Origin of the sequence: uncultured Methanobrevibacter sp., from assembly GCF_902764455.1 — an archaeon.
Taxonomy (GTDB): domain Archaea; phylum Methanobacteriota; class Methanobacteria; order Methanobacteriales; family Methanobacteriaceae; genus Methanocatella.
This window is the reverse complement of sequence record NZ_CACWVY010000029.1, coordinates 1-22,094: the sequence shown is the minus strand read 5'-3', so window position 1 is coordinate 22,094 and position 22,094 is coordinate 1. Positions and strand designations below refer to the sequence as shown.

Annotated in this window: 20 protein-coding genes, 1 tRNA gene and 1 other RNA gene; 15 read left to right on the top strand and 7 right to left on the bottom strand. The window is 31.0% G+C overall.

Annotated features, from left to right (window positions below; genetic code table 11):
- Positions 1–131 precede the first annotated feature (131 nt).
- The 7 genes from QZU75_RS09575 (at position 132) to QZU75_RS09545 (ending at position 3,643) form a co-directional block, all read left to right on the top strand.
- On the top strand, positions 132–398 hold the full coding sequence (locus QZU75_RS09575; RefSeq protein WP_296883307.1) for a DUF749 domain-containing protein: 267 nt from the start codon (positions 132–134) through the stop codon (positions 396–398).
- Positions 395–931, top strand: a complete 537-nt coding sequence (locus QZU75_RS09570) for a DUF2096 domain-containing protein (protein WP_296883305.1) — start codon at positions 395–397, stop codon at positions 929–931. Before QZU75_RS09575 ends, QZU75_RS09570 begins: the two co-directional genes overlap by 4 nt.
- Complete coding sequence (locus tag QZU75_RS09565; RefSeq protein WP_296883304.1) at positions 932–1,621, top strand: metallophosphoesterase; 690 nt, start codon at positions 932–934, stop codon at positions 1,619–1,621.
- A gap of 103 nt (positions 1,622–1,724) precedes the next feature.
- Positions 1,725–2,636 carry a 2-phosphoglycerate kinase gene (locus tag QZU75_RS09560; protein WP_296883302.1) on the top strand — a complete coding sequence of 304 codons (912 nt, stop codon included), beginning with the start codon at positions 1,725–1,727 and terminating at the stop codon, positions 2,634–2,636.
- Positions 2,614–3,006, top strand: coding sequence for a CBS domain-containing protein (locus tag QZU75_RS09555; RefSeq protein ID WP_296883321.1), 393 nt, complete (start codon positions 2,614–2,616; stop codon positions 3,004–3,006). Before QZU75_RS09560 ends, QZU75_RS09555 begins: the two co-directional genes overlap by 23 nt.
- A 176-nt stretch (positions 3,007–3,182) precedes the next feature.
- An RNA gene (gene ffs / locus QZU75_RS09550) (signal recognition particle sRNA) lies at positions 3,183–3,496 on the top strand.
- 63 nt (positions 3,497–3,559) lie between these two features.
- Positions 3,560–3,643, top strand: a tRNA-Ser gene (locus tag QZU75_RS09545).
- A 1-nt stretch (position 3,644) separates the two neighbouring features.
- Here QZU75_RS09545 and QZU75_RS09540 read toward each other — a convergent pair.
- The 3 genes from QZU75_RS09540 to QZU75_RS09530 are packed head-to-tail and all read right to left on the bottom strand — an operon-like array spanning position 3,645 to position 7,268.
- On the bottom strand, positions 3,645–4,550 hold the full coding sequence (locus QZU75_RS09540) for a cation diffusion facilitator family transporter (RefSeq protein WP_296883300.1): 906 nt from the start codon (positions 4,548–4,550) through the stop codon (positions 3,645–3,647).
- Positions 4,543–5,661 (bottom strand): pyridoxal phosphate-dependent aminotransferase, encoded by a 1,119-nt coding sequence (locus QZU75_RS09535; protein ID WP_296883298.1) that lies wholly within the window; start codon positions 5,659–5,661, stop codon positions 4,543–4,545. The genes QZU75_RS09540 and QZU75_RS09535 overlap by 8 nt, the downstream gene beginning before the upstream one ends.
- 59 nt (positions 5,662–5,720) lie before the next feature.
- Positions 5,721–7,268, bottom strand: a complete 1,548-nt coding sequence (locus QZU75_RS09530; RefSeq protein ID WP_296883297.1) for a radical SAM protein — start codon at positions 7,266–7,268, stop codon at positions 5,721–5,723.
- A gap of 475 nt (positions 7,269–7,743) precedes the next feature.
- Here QZU75_RS09530 and QZU75_RS09525 point away from each other — a divergent pair, with 475 nt between their 5' ends.
- The 4 genes from QZU75_RS09525 to fwdF all read left to right on the top strand — a co-directional run bounded on the left by QZU75_RS09525 (position 7,744) and on the right by fwdF (position 12,464).
- Positions 7,744–10,632, top strand: a complete 2,889-nt coding sequence (locus QZU75_RS09525) for an Ig-like domain-containing protein (protein WP_296883296.1) — start codon at positions 7,744–7,746, stop codon at positions 10,630–10,632.
- 106 nt (positions 10,633–10,738) lie between these two features.
- Positions 10,739–11,206: a phosphopantetheine adenylyltransferase gene (locus tag QZU75_RS09520; RefSeq protein WP_296883294.1), complete on the top strand. Its 468-nt coding sequence runs from the start codon at positions 10,739–10,741 to the stop codon at positions 11,204–11,206.
- A 41-nt stretch (positions 11,207–11,247) separates the two neighbouring features.
- Positions 11,248–11,439, top strand: a complete 192-nt coding sequence (locus QZU75_RS09515; protein WP_296791750.1) for a 4Fe-4S binding protein — start codon at positions 11,248–11,250, stop codon at positions 11,437–11,439.
- 8 nt (positions 11,440–11,447) lie between these two features.
- A complete protein-coding gene (gene fwdF, locus QZU75_RS09510) occupies positions 11,448–12,464 on the top strand; it encodes a tungsten-dependent formylmethanofuran dehydrogenase subunit FwdF (RefSeq protein ID WP_296883292.1) in 1,017 nt (338 codons plus the stop codon).
- A 16-nt stretch (positions 12,465–12,480) separates the two neighbouring features.
- Here fwdF and QZU75_RS09505 read toward each other — a convergent pair whose 3' ends face one another.
- Positions 12,481–12,675, bottom strand: coding sequence for a class III signal peptide-containing protein (locus QZU75_RS09505; protein ID WP_296883291.1), 195 nt, complete (start codon positions 12,673–12,675; stop codon positions 12,481–12,483).
- A complete protein-coding gene (locus QZU75_RS09500) occupies positions 12,653–12,859 on the bottom strand; it encodes a class III signal peptide-containing protein (RefSeq protein ID WP_296883290.1) in 207 nt (68 codons plus the stop codon). The genes QZU75_RS09505 and QZU75_RS09500 overlap by 23 nt, the downstream gene beginning before the upstream one ends.
- Before the next feature lie 187 nt (positions 12,860–13,046).
- Between QZU75_RS09500 and QZU75_RS09495 the strand changes: the two genes are divergently transcribed.
- Positions 13,047–14,228: a hypothetical protein gene (locus QZU75_RS09495; protein ID WP_296883288.1), complete on the top strand. Its 1,182-nt coding sequence runs from the start codon at positions 13,047–13,049 to the stop codon at positions 14,226–14,228.
- Positions 14,228–14,947, top strand: coding sequence for a metal-dependent hydrolase (locus QZU75_RS09490; protein ID WP_296883286.1), 720 nt, complete (start codon positions 14,228–14,230; stop codon positions 14,945–14,947). The genes QZU75_RS09495 and QZU75_RS09490 overlap by 1 nt, the downstream gene beginning before the upstream one ends.
- Here the strand turns inward: QZU75_RS09490 and rqcH are convergent.
- Positions 14,944–16,947 carry a ribosome rescue protein RqcH gene (rqcH, locus tag QZU75_RS09485; protein ID WP_296883284.1) on the bottom strand — a complete coding sequence of 668 codons (2,004 nt, stop codon included), beginning with the start codon at positions 16,945–16,947 and terminating at the stop codon, positions 14,944–14,946. The genes QZU75_RS09490 and rqcH overlap by 4 nt on opposite strands.
- A gap of 82 nt (positions 16,948–17,029) precedes the next feature.
- Here rqcH and QZU75_RS09480 point away from each other — a divergent pair, with 82 nt between their 5' ends.
- Positions 17,030–17,302 (top strand): hypothetical protein, encoded by a 273-nt coding sequence (locus QZU75_RS09480; protein WP_296883283.1) that lies wholly within the window; start codon positions 17,030–17,032, stop codon positions 17,300–17,302.
- On the opposite strand, the gene QZU75_RS09475 is transcribed toward QZU75_RS09480, so the two are convergent.
- A complete protein-coding gene (locus tag QZU75_RS09475; RefSeq protein ID WP_296883281.1) occupies positions 17,297–19,117 on the bottom strand; it encodes a DUF2070 family protein in 1,821 nt (606 codons plus the stop codon). The two genes, QZU75_RS09480 and QZU75_RS09475, sit on opposite strands and share 6 nt — an antisense overlap.
- Positions 19,118–19,464: 347 nt before the next feature.
- On the opposite strand from QZU75_RS09475, the gene QZU75_RS09470 reads away from it, so the two are divergent.
- Positions 19,465–21,516 (top strand): hypothetical protein, encoded by a 2,052-nt coding sequence (locus tag QZU75_RS09470; protein ID WP_296883280.1) that lies wholly within the window; start codon positions 19,465–19,467, stop codon positions 21,514–21,516.
- The last annotated feature ends 578 nt before the right edge of the window (positions 21,517–22,094 follow it).

Here is a 22,094-nt window from a genome sequence, read left to right as displayed (position 1 = left end):
TTATCATTTTTTGATAACTTTTTTTTTTATCTAAAATTTTTTTTGTTTGAATATATACGAATGATTTGTGATTACTTTTATATATGATTAATAAGAAATGATAAACCAATAATATTAAATGAGGTGTAATTATGTTTGTAGCAACATTAGATGGCATTTTTAAATATTCTGACCTTCCTGAAGAATATGAGCCATACGTACAATTCAAAGCAACTATTGACAAAAGAGAACTCAAACCTGATGATGAATTAGCAATATTAAACATTGCAGGCACTTCCACTCATCATGTATTATTCTTAGATTCTTATACCAGCACCAGTCAGATTGAACAGGAATTAAAAGAAGCTGATGCAAAAATTAACCATACTACTTTAAAAATTATAGGTGGACATTTATGAGCTTACCATCAGAACAAAACTGGTTGATTCTTAATCATCTCCTTCAAGATTTAACTAAAAAAGGACATGATATTCCAAATGGAGTTGGCCCGGAGATGGGACTGATTAGATCATCAATCAGCTCTTACAAAAGAGACCCGTCCCATCCTGATTTGATTAATGGTTTAGCTAAAGCAGAAATGTCTTTAAATAATATTCAAGGAACTCTTTTAACTATTGCTGAAGAAGAAGATGAAGAATATGTAGATTACTGGCTTGATTTATTAAAACAGGCTATGCAGGGTAAAGAAGTATTTGAATTTGCAGATTCCCGTGCTAGATTTATCCCAAATACTCCTCCAGGATTAACTACTGGTAGAATTACTCTAAAAAATCCTTTAGCTGAAGAAAGAGTTCAGGAAATTGCAGAATGGAATGGTCTTATCATTGAATTTGATGATGATGTAACAATTCAGATTCATGGAGATAAACCTGATTTAAAGACTGGATTAAAAGAAATGGGATCATTCTTTTTAGAACAACAAGGTGATTAAATGACAAAAATTTTAGCAATAAGCGATGTTCATGGTGAAGAAAACGAAAATTTATACACTTATTTAAATAATAATGATATTGATTTAGTTATAATTCTTGGTGATATTACTGATTTTGGACCTTTGGAATTTGTAGGAACTTTCATTGAGAAAGTTGCTGACTGTGGTGTGGATGTAATTGCTATTCCAGGTAACTGTGACCCTAAAGGTATTTGCAATGCTATTAATGAAGTTTCCTTCTGTCTTCACAACAATATTATTGCATATGGTGATGCAATTTTATTCGGATATGGAGGTTCCAATGAAACTCCGTTCAATACCCCTGGTGAAATTCAGGACAACAAAATATATGGTGACGTTTTTGAATTGTTAGCCAATTACGATTATGTCTACAATGACCAAGTTCCAAAAGTAAAAATATTGGCTACTCATGCTCCGCCTTATAATACTGAAGCAGATAAGCTTCAAAGTGGTGACCATGTGGGCAGTCAGGGAATTTTAAAATCAATTCATGAATTTGAACCTCAAATTAATATCTGTGGACATATTCATGAAGCCAGGTCACTTAGTAAAATAGGAATCACTACTGATGTAGCAAATCCTGGTATGCTTAAAGATAATGGTGCAGTCTTAATTGATGTTAAAGACGGTTCTAATTATGATATAAGCTTAGTTTCTTTAGATGAATAATTTTCATCTTTCTTTTTTTTAATTTTTTTTCCAAATCAAATAACAAATTTTATTTATATTAAATTATAAATTTTACTATGAATTTTATATGCTGAGTGTTATTATGATTTGGGTTACAGCTAATGTTGATGGTAAAAACTACAAAGAACCTTTTTCCAAAGGTATTTTGTCTAGATCTATTAATGTTGCAGATATTGGTTTTCAAAGAGCTCATGAAATCGCCAGTGATATTGAAATGGATTTAATTAATAAGGATGTTACTGAAATTTCAAGTAATGAACTGGCAGATGTGGTTTTAAATCATTTAGAAAAAATTGATTCTGTGATTGCAAGCAAATATAAGAATTGGAGATCTCTTAGAACATCTCAAAAACCTTTAATTATTTTGATTGGCGGCGCTTCAGGTGTTGGAACATCATCAATGGCTTTTGAACTTGCAAACAGACTCAGATTAAAAAATCTTATCAGTACTGATATGATACGTGAGGTAATGCGTAAGATTGTCTCAAAGGATTTAAGTCCTGTTATTCATAAATCCAGTTTTGATGCATATGAAAGTATCAGAACTCCTTCCATTAGAATAGATTCCGTAATTGAAGGATTCATCAGTCATGTTGATGTTGTTAATGTAGGAATTGAAGCAATTATCGAGAGGTCTGTAAAGGAAGGAATCAGTACTATTATTGAGGGTGTTCATATTGTTCCAGGTTTTATCAGAAAAGACCTGATTGAAAACAATAATATTATAATATTTACATTGACAGTAGATGATGAAGAATCCCACAAGCAAAGGTTTTATGCAAGATGCAGACTGCCTTGGGTTAAAAGGTCACTTGAAAGATATATGGACAATTTTGATACTATTAGAAAAACTCAAAAATTTTTAGTCGAACAGGCTAAGATTCATGATTCTCGTATAATTAATAATGTTGATATCACTCAGACTATTGACATTATGGTTAATGATATATTAGAGAAATTCGGAGATGTAGATAATGTTGAGCAAGAAAGTTAAGGAAATTATGACTTCAGATGTTATTACAACTACTAAGGATATTGATGTAGTTTATGCATTTGAAAAGTTAATGGAATTTAAGATTAGTGCCCTTCCTGTTGTGGAGGATGAAAAGCTAATTGGTATTATAACTGCTACTGACGTAGGTCATAATTTAATTTTAGATAAGTATGAATTGGGAACTAGTGTTGAAGAAATCATGATAACATCAGTTGTTACTGTATCTCCTGATGATACTATTGAAACAGCTATTAAAATCATGAAAGACAGTGTTTCATCTTCAGGAATATTGAATCAACTTCCTGTTGTTGAAGATGAAAAATTGATAGGTATTATTTCTGATGGGGATATTATTCAAGAGGTATTCTAATTTTACTTATTTTTATTTTTTATTTTCTATTTTTAACATTTTTTAGTTAGTTACTATAATTTTATTTTTTTCTAGAAATTGAATTTTACCCATATTATTTTAATTTTCAGTAATAATTTTTGTTTCTAGTAACTAATTTTTTGATAACCTTTATATATTATTAAAGCTATATATTATTACTGGCTAGACTGGAGGGTTAGGGGTCCTCTGTAAGCACACACCCCCTTTGGTGCAGTCGAAGTTCAAAAGGCGGCTTTTCAAGAGAATGTAGGCCTAGAAAAACAACATAGAAACCTCGTCCTACAGGATTGGTGGTGGTGAAATTTTTACTGGAGGGTAAAAATCAGTCATCTTAGGTATAGGAACGGGTCAGGCCCGGAAGGGAGCAGCTTTACTATTAACATTCAATGCTTGTAGAATCCCGGGGTGGAGTTGGGTTTTTAGATCACTTATATTTTTAAGATTGGTCCACTTTTGAACATGCCATTTAATAAAAATAATTAAGTTTATAAATAAGTTATTACATATAATTTATTATACTGTTTTTTTACATGTCGGGATGGCCCAGCCTGGTACGGCGTCGGACTGCTAATCCGATGGTCATGCGACCACCCGGGTTCAAATCCCGGTCCCGGCGTTTATTTATCTAATTCTTGTTCATGTTCATATTTCAGACCTATTGGGCAGGTATGAACTGATGCATATTTTATTTCAGGTATTTCATTGACAATTTTGTTTTCTACGGTATGGGATATCTTATGGGCATCAGTTAATTTCATGTTTCCATCAAGTTCAACATGTAAAATTACTGTAGCGTATGCTCCCATATAATCAACTTTAATATTATGTGCATTATAAACATTGGGAGTGCTTTCTGCAATGCTTTTAATTTCATCTATTATTTCGGTTGATGGAAGTTTTCCCATTATATTATTGACATTTTCTATTAGGATTTCTCCTGCGGTTTTTAAAATTAGAATGCCTATAATAAATCCGACAATCGGATCCAGTATTGGAAATCCCATATTTGAAACAACTACTCCTGCCAATATTGCAACTGAGGAATAAATATCGGTTTGTTGGTGTTTTCCATCAGCGACAATCGCAGGGCTATTTATTTCTTTACCTATTCTAATTATGCGTTCGCTTACCATTAAATTAACTAGTATTCCAACAACAGCCATTATTGCAGCATATGCGTCCGGAACGGTTATTGTTGAGGGGTATAATATTTTCATAAATGCGCCTTGCATTATTTCCCAAGCTATAATTACTAAAAAAATTACTATAATGAGTCCGCTAATTGCCTCTGCCCGGCCATGTCCGAAGGGATGTTCTGCATCTGCAGGCTTTTGTCCTGTATAAAAACCGATATAAGCAATAATTGAAGTGACAACATCAGAAAATGTATGCCCTCCTTCGGATACCAATGCATAACTTCCGGACAATATTCCCACTGCAATATTTAGCACAGTCATTATGCAGTTTGCAGTTATCGCTATTGTTACTGCTTTTTTACCGCCTTTTTGGCGCATTTCATCCATTAACAACACGCTCTTCCAATATATTCATTGCCTTTTCAATATTTTCATAGGAATTTGCATAAGACATTCTAACGTGACCTTTTCCGTTTGATCCAAATGCAACGCCTGGAACGGATATTACTCCTGCGTTTGCTGCTTTGGCTACGAAATCTTCATCATCAATTTTAGGAAATACATAGAATGCTCCTTCTGCATTGACAGTTTCGTATCCCATTTGATTCAATCTAGAAACAATCAAGTCTCTTCTTCTTTGGAATTCTTTAATCATTCTTTCAACTTCATTTTGAGGGCCAGTTAAAGCTTCGTAAGCTCCTCTTTGTGATGTTGTGCTTGCACATGCGTTATTGTATTGGTGGATTTTTAATAATTCTTCATTATATGTTTCGTTTGCATTCAAATAACCGATTCTAAGTCCGGTCATTGCATATGTTTTTGAAAAGCCGTTTAATGTAATTACGTTATCACTATATTTTCCAGCTGAATAATGTTTTTTGTTATAGATTATTTTTTCATAGATTTCATCAGAAATTATCAGTATGTCTTTATCCATTGATAAATCAGCCAGTGCTTTGATATCTTCTTTTTCCATAACTGCTCCTGTTGGATTTGAAGGGGAATTCAACATGATTGCTTTTGTGTTTTCTGTAATCTTTTCAGCCACATCATCTGCTTTTAACTTGAATTCATTTTCCATTTTACAGTCTACTGGAACGACAGTTCCTCCAGCCAGATTAATACATGCCTCATATGATAGAAAACTAGGATTCGGAAGTATTACTTCATCTCCTTTTTCAATGAATGCCTGAGCACACATAAACAATCCTTCACTGGCTCCAACAGTCACAATAATGTTTTCAGGATTTGTTTTGATTCCATTATCTTTCTTGAATTTTTTAACAATTTCTTCTCTTAATTCAATTATTCCTTTATTTGAAGTGTAATGAGTTTCATTTTCATCAATTGATTTTTTCATAGCTTCTTTGATGTTTTCCGGAACGTCAAAGTCAGGTTCACCAATTCCCAAGTTTATTGCATCGGGATTTGTTACTTCGAATAGTTTTCTAATTTCAGATAATTCAATTGAGTTTGTTCTTTTTGCTGGATTAATCATAACGTTACCTCACTTAAAATTATATAATATATTATAGTAAAAATATTTTTTTCTAGTAATTATTCACAAGACCCGCAATTGTAGCATGTTGATGTTTCACACCATGGGGTTTGTTTTAATGTTTTTAATCTTCTATGTTCTGTTTTTAAAAATCTCTCACTTACACCAACATCTATCATTGTCCATGGAAGTTCATCTTCAATATCATATTTCGGAGTCAGTTCCTTCCAGTCTTTCATTGTAGGTTTTTTTGTCAGTGACTTTTCAATAATCTCACCAACATCTCTGTTTCCGCAAGATAATATATATTGAATCAAACCTTTTTTTGGACTTTCACATTTAATGTTGTATTTTTTCATTTCTTTTTTTATTAATCGGGTTTTAGTTTTAATGTCCTTGTAGTCATATTCTTCCCATTGCAGAGGAGTTTGAGGTTTTGGAATTACTGGATTCACACTGAATTTCACATTTTTTATGCTGGTGTGCATATTTGCTATTTTTTTCATATATTCAATCAATTCTTCAATGTCTGCCATACTTTCATTAGGTATTCCTATTAGAAAATATAATTTAATCTTGAAATTCAAATCTACAGCATTTTTTATTACAGAAAAGATTTTTTCGTCAGTTATGTCTTTGTTGATTACTTTTCTTAATTTATCAATAGACTCCGGAGCCAAGGTAATTGTTTTTAAACCGCTTCTTTTTAAGGTTTCCAAAGTGGACCTTGTAATTGATTCGATTCTAAGGGATGGTGTTGAAATCTGAAATCCTTCTTTTTCAAGACCTTCTGTCAGTTTTTCCAAATCCCTATAATCAGAAACGGCGGCTCCTATTAATGTAATTTTGTTTAAACCAGTTTTATTTCTATTTTCAATTGCGATATCAATTAATTTTTTATAATTGGCCTGTCTCATTGGGCGGTATAGATATCCTGCCATGCAAAATCTGCAGCCTCGTGTACAGCCTCTTGAAACATTCAGCATGATTGTGTTGTTGAAAACAGTCTGGTAGTCTTCGTCATTGCTTTTGCTTATTACTGGCTGGCAGATATGATATGCATTATTCATATCATTAACAAGACATATTTTTGTTTTGTTGTTGTATTTTGGAATATATATTCCAGGCATTTCAAGATAATCCTTTAAATCTTTCCCTGAACTTTTAAATTTATCTAAAAGCAGGTTTATTATATTTTCCCCTTCTCCGATAATAAATAAATCAATGTAATCAGATAATGGCATCGGATTTGCGGTGGGGCATGGTCCTCCAGCAATGATTAACGGATCTTCGCTTTTACGGTCTTTTCTTTTTAAAGGGATGCCTGATTTTTTAAGGATTTCAAGTACATTCACATAATCTTCTTCAAATTGCAGTGTAAAGCTTAAAATATCAAAATATTTTGCAGGGGTGTTTGATTCTAGTGATTTTTCATTTGGAAAAATTATTCTCTCACACCATGTGTCTTCTCGTTCATTGATTTGATTGTATAAAATATTATAACCCAAAGATGACATTGCAGTTTTATAGATATTTGGATAAGATAATCCAAAGCGAATATTTACATTTTTATGGTTTTTTATGAACGTATTTTTCTCGTAAATCATATAATCAACAATTTTGAATATAATTCTTTAATTCAACTACAATTCCTTAAAGTTAATTTGTTTTTCCAATGGCGGACAAAATTTTATTTAATTTTTATATAACTATTATATATTGATTAATAGGTTATAAAACACAATATTATATTAAAATTTCATATTTCATCGTTCTTTAAAAATTTTAACTTTAATTTAGGCTATTTAATCTTATCTTACTTTATTTCAATATAAATGTTCTTTTATTTTAATTTTATATATGATTTCTACTTTTTTTAGCCAATTTAGTTAATTTTAATTCGATTTTCAAATTTTTAAGTTTTAAAAACATTTAAATAATATTAAAATATATCTTTATCCACTCATTATGAAATACTATATTTTAGTATAATCATATTTTACTATAAAATTTTCGTAATGAGAACCAAGAGGTGGAAAAATTTCGATAAAAAATAAAGCGTTTTTAATTTCTATTGCGCTAATGTTTTTTGTTGCTCTGGGAGCTACATGTGCAGCGGAAATTACAAATGCTTCAATTACAGAAGATTCAAATTTAACTACTGATAGTGTGAATTCACTATCTCAAGAAAAATTAGAAGTTTCTAACGAGGTTTCTATCTCAGAAACTAATATAGTTAATTCTCATGATGATAATTTAGAAGATTATCCTAAAGATGACTCTTTGATAAGCAGGGGGGATTCTTATTATGAGGATAATGGGGAACAAGTATTAGGTCTTGCAAATGATGCTGATGAAAACTTATCTGTGGCAGATCACCCGTCTGTTTTGAGTGTTTCATCCAATGATGATACACTTTCCCAGTCAATGGCAACTAAATTGTCTGTGTCCAATACACACTACGGTAAGTCTGCTACATATTTCAAGGTAACTTTGCAGGACAGTACAGGTAAAGCTTTAAGCAATCAAAAAATTTCTTTAAAAGTTAACAGTAAAACTTATTCAGCTAACACTGATAAAGATGGTATTGCAACTGTCAAAACTGCAGCTTTAGCTGTAGGAACTTACTCTGTTACAGTTACCTATGCTGGCAGTGGTAATTACAGTTCAAAATCTCTTACAAAAAATGTTAAAGTTTTATCTTCAGTAACTGGAAACGATTTGACAAAGTATTATGGTGATTCTACTTATTACTCTGCAACTTTATGGAAAGATAATGAAAGATTATCATATACTAAAGTTACATTTAATGTTGGTGGTAAAAAATATACAGTTACTTCCAATATAAATGGGGTTGCAAAGTTTAAAGCAGAACTCAATCCTGGTAAATATACAATTACAACAACTAATCCGTATACAGATGAAAAATTGAACAATACATTAGTTGTCAATAAAGATAACACTAATATTGCAGGTAAATCTAAGGCGTATATCCTTATGAAAAATGAATATTCATATGAGGTTAATTTAACTACTGCTCATGGCAGTCCTGTTAAAGATGCTAAAGTATACTTCTCTTATGGTGGTAAAACTGTAACTGCTACAACAGACTCTACTGGGAAAGCATCAATTGTTATTCCTGGTCTAGAAAGGGGTACTTACAACATAACCTATACTTTCAAAGGAAATACTGGGTTAAATGCCTCTTCTTCATCCGGTACAATTGTTGTTAAATATGCCAGCAATAAACTTATTGCTTCAGATTTAACAATGACTTATAAGGATGGATCCCAATTTTCTGTTAAACTAACAGACAATAAGGGAAATGTTTTATCTGGAAAGACAATTAAGTTCACTGTAAACGATAAAGTATCTCGTGTTAAAACAGATTCAAATGGTATTGCTAAGTTGGATTTAAGCGATTTAAAACCGGGTACTTATAAAGTTAATTATTCCTATTCCTCACCTGGATCTAGTGGATATAATTACGGATCTAAAAATCTTGTAATTAATAAAATTACACTTAAGATAAGTGCCGGAAACTTGGTGATGAAGTATAGGGACGGTTCAATGTATAAGGCAACCGTTAAAGATTCAGCTGGAAAAGTTGTTAAAAATGTAGGGGTCAAATTTACTATTGATGGTAAAACATACACTAAAAAGACAGACTCCAAGGGTGTTGCTAAATTAAAAATAACCTGCACTCCAGGTAATTATCCTATAAAATCTTATGTTTCAAGTAGCTATTATAAATCCAGTGCAGTAAATAAGAAGGTTGTAGTCAATGGAACAAAATTCACTGCTAAAGACCTTTATGTTGCAAATGGTAATGGTGTTACTTATTCTGTTAAAGTAACAGATATTAAAAATAAAATAGTAAAAGGTGCTGTTGTTAAATTTACATTTAAAGGTAAAAAATACACCAGAAAAACAGATTCTAGCGGTATTGCTAAAGTCTTTTTGGGACAAGCATCTCCTGGAAATCATAAGGTTCACTTTGCTCAGGACTCCAGTACAGGAACAAGAACAATTCATGTTATCCATAAGTTGACATTAAAGCAAGTTATTTCAGCTTCCCAATATGTAAAAAATTATGTATTGGATAACAGTAAATTGCCATCAAAAATTAAGATTGATAAAATTGAAATTTCTACCGCTACTTATTTATATGTGGCTTCTAATGCTATTATAAAATTAAGTTCTGGTAAAAATTCAGATTATGCTTATTTAAAAACAATAAAATACCCAGCTAAAGCAGGTGAAGCTTCTGATATGGGTAATTTAGAAGATTATTTAGCTGTTGCTAAAGATGTTGTAAAAACTGCAAACGCAAATGGTCAAATGCCTAATTTCGTAAGCTCCAGTTTAGGAGATATAGGTTATAAGGGCTTAGTTTATGCATTCGCTCGTGTTGTTGCATATTATGATGATGAAGGCGTCATGCCATCACAAGTGGAAATTACATCTTTAAGTGATTCAAGTTTAACTAGTAAATTAAACTCTAAAAACACTATTAGTGATTTGGCGGCGTACTTGGCTGCTTCAACAAACTGTCAAGTTAACAACGCTAAAATTAAGCAGTTAGTTACTAAGTTAACAGAGGGTCTTACTTCAGATAAAGCTAAAGCTACGGCAATATACAATTATGTGCGTGATGCAATCTCTTATAGTTTCTATTATGACACTAAATATGGTGCCGTTGGAACTTTAGAGGCTGGAAGTGGAAATTGTGTAGACCATTCACATTTGCTTGTTGCAATGTATAGAACTGCAGGTTTACCTGCAAGATATGTGCATGGAACTTGTACTTTCACAAGTGGTACATATGGTCATGTTTGGACTCAAGTTTTAATCGGGAACACATGGGTTGTTAGTGACGCTACAAGTTCAAGGAACTCGTTTGGAAACGTAGTAAATTGGAATGCTGATTCATATAGCCTTAAAGGTTATTATCCAAGTATTGCATTTTAAATTTACTATTTTTTTATTTTTTTTCTTTTTTTTCTTTTTTTTTATAGCTAATAATTTATAATAGTTCTAATATACATTTAAACAGAAACTAATTTAGGACAATATTATGAATTCCAAGAAATATAATAAAGTGGCTGTTGGTGGAACTTTTGACAAATTTCATAATGGTCATAAAAAATTATTATCTACTGCTTTTGAAATAGCTAATAATATTGAAATTGGAGTAACTTCCGACGCATTCGGCGGTTTAAAAGGTGATATAGATCCTTGTACGGAGAGAATGAGGAATCTTAAAACTTTTTTTAAGGATAAATCTAATTTTGTAATAGTTCCGTTAGATGATCCCTATGGAACCACCATTTACGATGAGGATTTTGACGCTATTGTTGTTAGTGAAGAAACTGAGCCTACTGCAATGAAGATAAATGAGATTAGAGTTTCTAAAGGTATGGATCCTATTGATATTGTTGTGGTTAGTTTTGTTCTAGCCTATGATGGTACACCTATTTCATCAACTCGAATTCGTAGTGGTGAAATTAATCAAAAGGGAGATAATATCAATTATTTAAAATAATAATATATGGGCTAAGATTTTTTACACAATAAGGTGGTTATATGGCAGTAAAAATAGATTCTAATTTGTGTGGACATATTGATAATTGTCCTGTGCAAGGATTATGCATAAAACTTTGTGAACAGGGTGCTATCATTGAAGAAAATGGAGATGTCGCTATAGTACCTGAAAATTGTGATGACTGCGACTTATGTATTCAAAATTGTCCAAATCAAGCCATCTCTAAAGCTTAGGTGGTTTTATGTTTAGTATTGAGAGAGATGGCGAAGAACATCGTAAATTACATTACAAAGATGTAAATTGTGTAGGATGTGGGATTTGTGTGGATGTTTGTCCTACTTCTTCTTTAAGATTAGGTCCCATTGTTCCTATTGCAAGAGGATTAATTGAAATGGATTTGGTTTCAATAACAGAAGATTCATGCGTATATTGCGGTTTATGTTCTGTTGCTTGTCCTTTCGGTGCATTGTCATTAGAAATTAATCATGACAAAATTAAAAAAATGGACAATTATCCGTTTTGGGAAACTGAAACAAACATTGATGACGAAGAGTGCATTTATTGCGGTAGATGTTATTCAGTATGTCCGAGTGATTCAATTCTTTTTGAAAGAAAACTTCCTGACCCTGTATCATTGATAAGGGGTGAAATTGACATAGATAAAGATAAATGTATTTATTGTGGTTTCTGTTCAGATTTATGTCCGGCTGAAGCTATAATAATTAAAAACGAACCTTTATCCAGTGTAGATTTGCTTAATAATTCAATTGAAGTTGATCTTTCTAAATGTGTTCAGTGCGGAGTTTGTAAAAGGATTTGTCCGGAATCAGCTATCCGACAAATTTGTTCTACTTGTATGTTAATTGATGAAATTAAAGTTCCGGAAATTACTGGAAAAACATTTATTTCCGAAGAATCCTGTGTAAATTGTTCATGGTGTTCTGATATTTGTCCAGTTAATGCAATCACAATTACTAAACCATTTGAAGGTAATCTAGAATTAATAGAAAATATGGAAGAAGGTAAGATTTGTAAAGGTGAATCTTGCCATGCTTGTCTGGATGTTTGTCCATGTAATGCAGTTAATATTGAAAATGGAAAATCTGTTACTAATTTGGACTTCTGTAACTTATGTGGGGCTTGTGTAACTGCATGTCCTCAAAATATCAGAATCTTAACTAGAACAGATATGAAATTAACCAATATTAATTCTGATTCATGGGCTGAAATCTTAAATACAATATTAAGTGGAAAATAGAGATTTCTCTCTATTTTCAAATTTTATTTATTAAATAATCTCTTTCTACTTTTAAGAAATTATGTATGTTTGTTTGCATTTTTTGAGTCATGTTGGACATGTAGCTTGCAACAAAGAGCACAATTACGATTAATCCGCCAACAATTAAGATTAATTCAGCACTTCCCTGCCCTTTGTTATCTATTTTTTTACACATGGGTTCTGTTGTCAAGAATCGTATTCCTGACGTCCATGATGTCGTCTTTTGCTTTTAAGCTGGTGTCACTTGTTTCCATATATGTTCTGTATATGGTAAGAGCTAGTAAAGCAATTACTATTACTCCTCCGAAAAGGAGTATATATTCTGCGGCCCCTTGGCCTGAGTTTTCATTGATGAATGGTTTTATTTTTTTCATAGTTTTTCACCAATATACTGTTTGTTTTTTTCATATATTAATATTACTATTTTATAAAAAAGTATTACTAAATATATTTTTTTCAGCGTTTTTTTGTCTTTTTTTCCATTAGATTTATTAATGGTGTTGTAGATATTCTATAATAGTTAAAATAATAGAGTGATTAATAAATTATAAGGGTGACAATATGGGAAATACTATAAAATTAGTTTCCGGTTTTATTTTATTTGTAATTGGTGTTCTCATAGCATATGAGACAAGTGTTTATAACTTACTGGATATTTTATTGATAGTGGGCCTTATCATTTCAATCGTAGGAATAATTCTAATTGTTAGCTATTTTGTTGAATATAATGCTGATAGAACCACAAATATGCTGAAAGACTTTTTGAAGTCAGATGAAATGAATGCTCCAAGATTCAATAAATTGAATAGGAAATCAAAAGAAAATAGAAATTCATTAAGAGTTCAAAGAAATTATGATGATTATGATGATGGGGGATACGATGATTTGGTATTGGATGATTACCGAGAATCTGATACTAGTCAATATTTAAGAGATGACTACGTTTATGATGATACCAAATCTGTTTTAAATATTGCTCCACAGGAAGAAGCAGAAGTCAATTTTGATAGACAGTTAGAGTTCACCCCTCATTATGGAAAACCAATGAAAGTGACTAGGTCTCCTAAAAGACGTAGTGGAAGTTATTTTGTAGAAGAAGTTCCTCAATTTGTAGAGGAAAATGATAAATCTGATGAAATTATTAAAGTACTTTCCGAACCTGAAGAAGAACCGATTGTTCCTCAGCATGGTGTTGTAGATACTCAAACTCAAGTTGCTCCAGAAGTTGCTCAAAATAGGGATATTAAAATCGATGTCAATAATCCTGAAAGTTTACCAGTTCCAAAAGCACTTAAAAGTTGTATAATTTCTGATACTGGACTTTTATCTTCACAGGAAGCATTTGATCAGTTAGCTATCAATGTAAATAAAGAAATTATGCTGGAAATTCCTTCATTGACTGATTTGTCCGACAGATTTTTATCTCATGTTCCAACAATATATTCCAGAGTAATCATTGATGAATTTGATGTTTCAGACATGTCCTACATGTTTTTAATTTCTTCTCTTTTAAAACAGGGAGTTCATATTAAAACAGTCCCTAAGGTTCATAGCGTTAATTTAATTACTGATGATTCCTATGCAATGATTATTTCAGAGGGACCTGATGAATTTGAATATGGTGCAATATATGATGATAGAATTTCCATTTCAAACATTAGGGCTGATTTTGAAAAAACATGGAATATTGCATCAAATTTAGATGAAAATATCATTATTGATGCTATAGGAGGTGCTGCATAATGGAAATTAGATGGTTAGGTCATTCAGCCTTTGAAATCATTAGCGATGATAATGTAAAAATATTGATTGATCCGTTTATAAGCAATAACCCTGCTTGTCAAGTTCCCGTTGAAGAATTAAACCCTGATATTATTTTACTTACACATGGACATTCTGACCATTTTGGTGATGCTTTAGAAATCTCCAACAGTACTAATGCACCAATAGCATGTATCCATGAAATATCACTCTTTTTATCTAAACAAGGTATTAGAAACATTAGTGTAAATATTGGCGGATCATTTATATTCAGAAATATTAAATTTACAATGCTTGATGCAAAACATTCATCAGATATTGATATTGTTGAAGAAACTGTTCCTGGTGGAAGTGCCGCCAGTTTCTTAATAACCTTTGAAGACGGTACAAAAATATTCCATGCCGGAGACACAGGCCTTTTTGGTGATATGAAAGATGTTATTGGGAGTATTTACAAACCGGATGTTGTTTTGATTCCTATTGGTGATAAATTCACTATGGGTCCATTTGAAGCAGCTCTTGCTTCCATGTGGTTAAATCCAAAAGTAGTTATTCCAATGCATTATAATACATTCCCGCCTATAGAACAGGACCCTGCAATATTTGCAAACTTTGTTAGTCAGTTCAATCCCAACATTGATGTTGTGGTAATGAATCCTGATGAATATTTTGAATTTAATCCTGAAGATTATCAGGATTAATATTTTTCATATTTTTTTCGCTCATGGTATTCTTCATCGATGTCACATTTTCCGGATGGAAGTACTCTTATAATGTCATCAAGGGTGAGTAAGTCATCCTCATTTATTCTATTGATTATTTTTTTAGCTATTGCTTCTTTTTTTGTAAATCCTGGTTTTAAAACAACAAAATTTTCACAGTGGGCTTCCATTGCATCAATTGGTCCGGCCATTATTCTTTTTCCTTCATAATCAACAATTCCGATAGCGAGTTTTACTCTTGCACCTCTGATGTAATTTCTATGGCCTCTTATGACAAATGACCCTTTGGCTAAAAATTCTCCAGCCTCAGGTGTTTTTGAAACTTGGTCAGGATGAACCCAAAATACGTCTTGGGATGTGAAACCTTTTGACCAAGCAGATGAAAATGATGCTGCAAACTCTCCTGATTCTTTAAGGATATTGTCATTTAAATCATTACCACTTAATTTTATAACAGTTGATGATGCACCGTGTATGTCTGCATGCAAATAAATATCATTAGGTTCCAAATATTTTTTTACAACATTCTCGTTACTGTTTGCATCACGACCGCCAACAACCAGAATGCCTTCTGAACTGATGAACCATCTCATCTTTTCATACCATTTGAGGTCCTTTTTAACTCTCTTTTTAGGTGTTGAAATGTTTTCCATGGCAATGTCTTTTTTAGATTTGATGTCTTCCAGTTGTTTTTTAGTATTTTCAATTGCTATCAGAGCACCTTTTGTTTTACGTTTTGCTTTTTTAGCTTTTTCATAATAAGTTTCAGCATTTTCAGCAATTGTTAACTTTGGATCAATAATCAATGAAGTGTCATCTATTTTTAAAGTTAAAACACCTAATTTATCAATGGATTCATAGATTTGAGCTTCCTGCATGCCGTCTTTTTTAGCTTTTTTCAAGGTTTTTCCAATTTCTTTAAAAGAATAGTCCTTACTCCTTGCTGTGTTTACAACATTAATAATGTTTTCGATGGTGGAGTAATTAGAATAAATAACCTCTCCTTTATGTTGACCTTCTTCGATAGTAGTGTTAAAATTATCAAGTGTTTCTTGTTGTAAACGTAATCGTTTTTCGAACTTGTTTACTTTTTTATTCCATGCTGATTCTTTAATGTCTTTTATGGTAGTGTTTACTTTTTTGGAATAAAATTCATCGCATGCCTCATTGAATGATTTGAAATTGGTTTTCTCAAAATCATTATATTTTACTAAATCCAATGGGACTACATCTTCTTTGGTGTCTTTTTTTACAATTTGCGGTTTTATTGAGTCATTTTTTAAATTATTGAATAAGTCTTCAAGCCCTTTATATAATGCGGAAATCTGCTCTTCTGTTGCTTCACTGTTAAGTGTGTTTTTATCAACAGGGACGATATTGTTTGCTCTTGCAATGATTTCTTCGGCATACAAACTGCCCAATCCATTTCTCGCAAGTGTTCTGACAATGTCGCTGTCTTCAATGAACAGTTCTTTAAATTCTTCCTCATTTACACTAATTGGATTAATTCCTCTTTCTTCGGGAAATTGATATTCTCTTTTGGAACTAATGTCTCTGTCACTTAACTGTTTTCTTTTAAGGGGTTGTATGATGTTATTGTCTTCATCTAAAAGAATGATATTTCCTTTATCAAATAATTCCACGATGATTGTGTAATATTTATCTTTTTTAACTTTAATTTCAATTACACGATCAAAGTTATGCTGTTTAATGCTGTCGACATGAGCTCCCTTTATTCTTTTTCTTAAAAGCATTGGAAAGCTGGGAGGAGTGGTAGGATTTTCAAGAGGATACTGGCTGGTGTGTATTCTGGAACCGCATTGCATTACCAAATCCACTCTTCCGGTTCCCGGAACGTGAAATCTCATTACAACAATATCTTTGGTTGGTTGGAATGACTTATCGACCCGGGCACCACTTAACATTTTATTCAATTCATCACTTATTGTATAAACATCTACGTTTGACATAGATTTCATAAAAAACACCTTTATTAATCAATACTTTAATATATTATAATCACTAAAATTATATTAATATATTTAATTATGGAGGATATAAATGGACACAACTATTAAAGTTACAAGTATTCATATTGTTTTTGCTCTTATTGCAGCTTTTATTTCTACAGTCCTGTCCAAGGGTTGGATTGGATTTAAAAATGACATCGCCGCATTTATAGTTGCAGCAATCATATTGTATTTTATTGGACAATTCTGTCAAAAAATGGCTGGTGAGGAAATTTCAGGATTCTCCCAATGGTTATGGGATGGAATTTCACCATTTTTCTTTACTTGGGTTATTTCATATACATTATTTATGATGTATTTATAATCCGCCAAAGAAAATCCACATAAATACTATTAATAATGAAGTAATTAACAAAACTGGAGCTATTATTTTACTGACGGCCACAACTGAACTGATTGTTGATATTAGTTCGGTTGAATTTTTAGGACCGAATGTAATAAGATTTTCTATTTTTTCAGTTCCAGTTCCAACTTCAACTTTTTCCAAATCATTTATTGCTTCTACAATACTTTCTTTTACATATTCAATGATTTCTTCTCGTTTTGCTATACCAATTGGATTGTAGCCTCTTGAAATAGTATTGACAGTATGGGTATCTGTAGTCATCACTTCAATTTCATCGATTTCAAAATCTTTTATAGCATCGATAATCTCTTGCCTGAATCCTTTTTCCATATTATTGGCATCAAATAGGATATATGCTGCTCTTTGACCGTCAACTTCAACAATCATTGTTTTGATACCGCTTTCACCTACTCCTTCCTGTTTATCAAGGGTGTCCATGTTATTTTCATAGCAGCCCACTTTGATGTCAAATTTTTCTTGATTAGGATTGATTTCATCAATGACTCCAATAAGATGGAACACCTCAGCATTTCCTGGAAGCACTTCTCCACTTTCAGCGGTAAATGAATTGTGGCAGTCTACAATAATGGAATCGTTGACATTACATCTGCTTCTACTTTGAGCCATCATAGTAAGTCCAACACCAAATTCAATATCATCCACTGCCTCAGGGGCGAATGTGGACAAGATTACCATTCCGTTATTGAAGAACTGCACGCCTATGTTGGCTTTTTCATATTTGTATCTTAAAAATTTACTTCCATATTCGGAATAGTCTACATGATTTAGGCCTTTTTTCACGGTATTCTCAATTTTATCTATTTCAGAAACTGCAATTGGGTTAAAATCGTGTGTTGATGGGCCATGAGCTACCATTGTGAAATGATCAAATCTGTTTGCAAGAATTGTAGGCATATTTGAACCACCTAAATCTCCAAGAGGTCCGGGGTGAACTGATGGTGAAATGAATAATGCTTTAATTCCCTGTTGCGTTTTAAAACTGACGAATGTGACAACTGTATCAATAGCTTCACTCATGTTTTCAAACTGGCCTTCAAGTAAATTTGATCCTTCATTCATATGTGCAATAAACAGACTCAATAAATCCAATACGCCTATGCCTAAATTTTTCTTGAATGGAGATGCAATGACCTTAATAAATGCATAAATCGCTAATACAAATATAACAGCAGCAATTATTGCTTTTAAAGTTATCTGCAATATTTCTGAGCCCATAAAACTTGTGTCAGCAACTAAAAAATCAATTAGGATATACATGGCTAATATAAGAACAGGCTGGATTAAACCTACTGTGGCTGCAACTGAAAATCTAACTTTTGAAGTTGCCCAAAATACTAGTGTATTGAATCCGTAAATTAATACACAGCCGAATAACATTGAATTTAAAAATAATTCCCATTTAGTAATTACTGTGATAATTCCTCCGATAATAATTACTAATGTTAAAAAGGTCATGGAAAGACCGGATAAAAACATTGAATGTTTTATTTTTAAATTTATTCCATTAAAAGCACTTATTGCTTGTTGGTTAAGCGCACCACTCATTATTGAAGGAAATCCATAAACAAATAAACCAAACAGGCCTCCGAATATTATGTCAGTTAGTATTCCATTACCTGATGTTTGTTCAATCAGATAATAACAACTGCTCATAACAAAACTAATTACAATCATTCCAATGATTGAATATTTAGTTTTTGGAAGTGTTTTAATAAATTTGGATAATCCTGCAACACTGCTCATACTTGACATGATAATTTATCCTTACACTTTTTCTCTAATGCTCATATAAAAATTAGTTACAACAAATATATTAAATTTATCAAAATAATATATTTCACTAATCCTTTATGATAATATAATAATAATAAGATTTAGTTTTAGCAGTATATTAAATTTAACATTAATATAAGGAATTTTCAATTTTTTTTCGCCGAAAAACTAAATATTGAAAAATATTTTTAGCAGAATTGTTTGTTTTTTTTAAAAAAAGTTTTTATATTTGTTTTAAAAAATATTAAATTATCTAAATATTATATTCAATTAATATTGTTTATAGATTATTTTAGATTTTTAAGAAATATGGGGGAATAATTTATATGAGAAAATATATGTTTATACTTTCAGTTATATTTATTTCTTTGCTTGCTGTTAGTGCAGTAAGTGCTTCAGATAGTGACAATTTCACTACCGGTGCAATTTCTTCAATTTCAAATTCCAATATTGATGATCAGATAGTTGTCGATGATACGAATGATTTGGGAAGAGAATCATTGACAACTGATGTGGAAAATATAGATGAAGAAATCATATCTGATGATGTAAATAATCAATCAACTGATAATAATGCGGATGGTACAAATGTAGACATCATTGATGATAAAAAATCCGAAGAAATCCAATCCGTTCCTATCAAAGCTAATGCGGATGATGTTCTTGGTGTTCCACAAGATATTACTGTTATAAACAGTGGATCTAATGATGTTGTAAGTTTAAATATTTCAGACTTGTTTAATTTTAATTTTACTAATTTAGTAGGTGGTTTGAATTTAACTGGTTTGGATAATTTCAATTTCACTCAATTAATGAGTGGTTTGAATTTAACTGGTTTGGATAATTTCAATTTCACTCAATTAATGAGTGGTTTGAATTTAACTGGTTTGGATAATTTCAATTTTACTCAATTAATGGGTGGTTTGAATTTCACTGATTTATTGAATGGTTGGAATATTTCTGATTTATTGAATGATTTGAATTTTACTGAGTTATTTAATAATTGGAATGTTTCTGGTTTCTTCGATGGTTTAAACTTTACTGATTTATTGAATGATTTGAATTTCACTGATTTATTGAATGATTTGAATTTTACTGAGTTATTTAATATTTGGAATGTTTCTGGTTTCTTAGATGGTTTAAACTTTACTAATTTAATGGATGGTTGGAATATTTCTGGTTTCTTAGATAATTTGAACTTTACTCAGTTATTGAGTGGTTTTAATATTACTAACTTTTTAAATAATTGGAATGTTTCTAGCATTTTAGATAATTTCAACTTCACAGACTTATTTAATAAATTGAATATCACTGGTTTATCTAATATTACTGATTATTTAGATAATTTCAACTTTACTTCATTTTTGGATGGTTTGAATTTCACTGAATTTTTAGATAATTTCAACTTTACTGAGTTATTTAATAATTTGAATATTACTAGCATATTGGATAATTTGAATTTTACTGCATTATTCGATAATTTTAATATTTCTGGATTTTTAAATGGTTTAAACTTCACTGCATTATTCGATAATTTTAATATTTCTGGTTTCTTAAATGGTTTAAACTTCACTGCATTATTCGATAATTTTAATATTTCTGGATTTTTAAATGATTTGAACTTTACTGAGTTATTTAATAAATTGAATATTGATGCTTTCTTAAATAACATTACAAAAATATTTAACATTACTGATCTTATCAATACAATCAGTAATATTATCAAAGATTTCAATATCTCTAAAATCATTAACATTACTGAAATTATGAAGATTATTGAAAATGTGGAAAAGGCAATATTCGGTATTAAATCTTCAACTGTACTTTATGCAAACGATGTCAGTGTTGTTTATGGAAACAGCAAAGATTTGGTTATTACTTTAAGAGATTATGAAACTAATCCTGTAAGTGGTAAAACTGTTTATATTGTATTAAATGATAAATCCTATAGTGGAGTTACTGACTCTGCAGGTCAATTCTCAATTACAATTCCAAGCAATTTAAAACCACAAACCTATCCTGCAACAATTACCTTTGCAGGCGATACTGCTTTTGATAAATCTGTGAAAGATGCTAAAGTAGTAGTTACTAAAGGAACTCCAAAAATAACTGCTAAAGCAAAAACATTTAAACGTACTGTAAAAACCAAAAAGTACACTATCGTCTTGAAAAATAATAAAAATAAAGTTATTAAAAGCGCTAAAGTTACTATTAAAGTAAAAGGTAAAACCTATACTGCTAAAACTAATAGCAAAGGTAAAGCAACCTTTAAAATTACCAAATTAACTAAAAAAGGTACTTATAAAGCTGTTGTAACCTATAAAGGTAATACTTACTATAAAAAAGTAACTAAAAGTGCAAGCATTAAAATTAAATAGATTTTTCATATCTGTTTGAACGATGCTTGGGGCAATGTTTCTAAATCCTGCTGATTTGGACAAACATTGCTTATTCTAATTTTTTTCTCATTTTATCTCGTATAATCATTCTAATCATGTATATCTTATCATCAAATATGCGACGATTTTTTGAATCTATCATTTATAATGAAAATACTGTCGCTTAAAATTAAATTAAATCTTAAAACTTGTAAAATTATTCGCCGTTCTTTTTAGTATTAATAACCTTATTTTATCTTGAAAAATAGATTGTTAATTCGTTTGGTATTTAAATTTAATTTTGATAATTGACAGGGAAGTAGTGTTTTTGTATTGATTTTATTTTATAACTGTTATTTGAACTTCCTCAACATATTTTTTTTTGATGAATTTTAATATTGTCATTATTATTGTCTATGGCGGTTAAATAAGATATTGATTTGGTTAATTTTAATAGGATTAAGCTGTTTTAAAAATTGGAGTCTGTAAAATTTTATAGGCTTCTTTCAAATTTTATTTTTTTACACTTGAAATTTAACTTCGATAAAAATTCGTTCTAATTTTTCTTTAATTTCAAA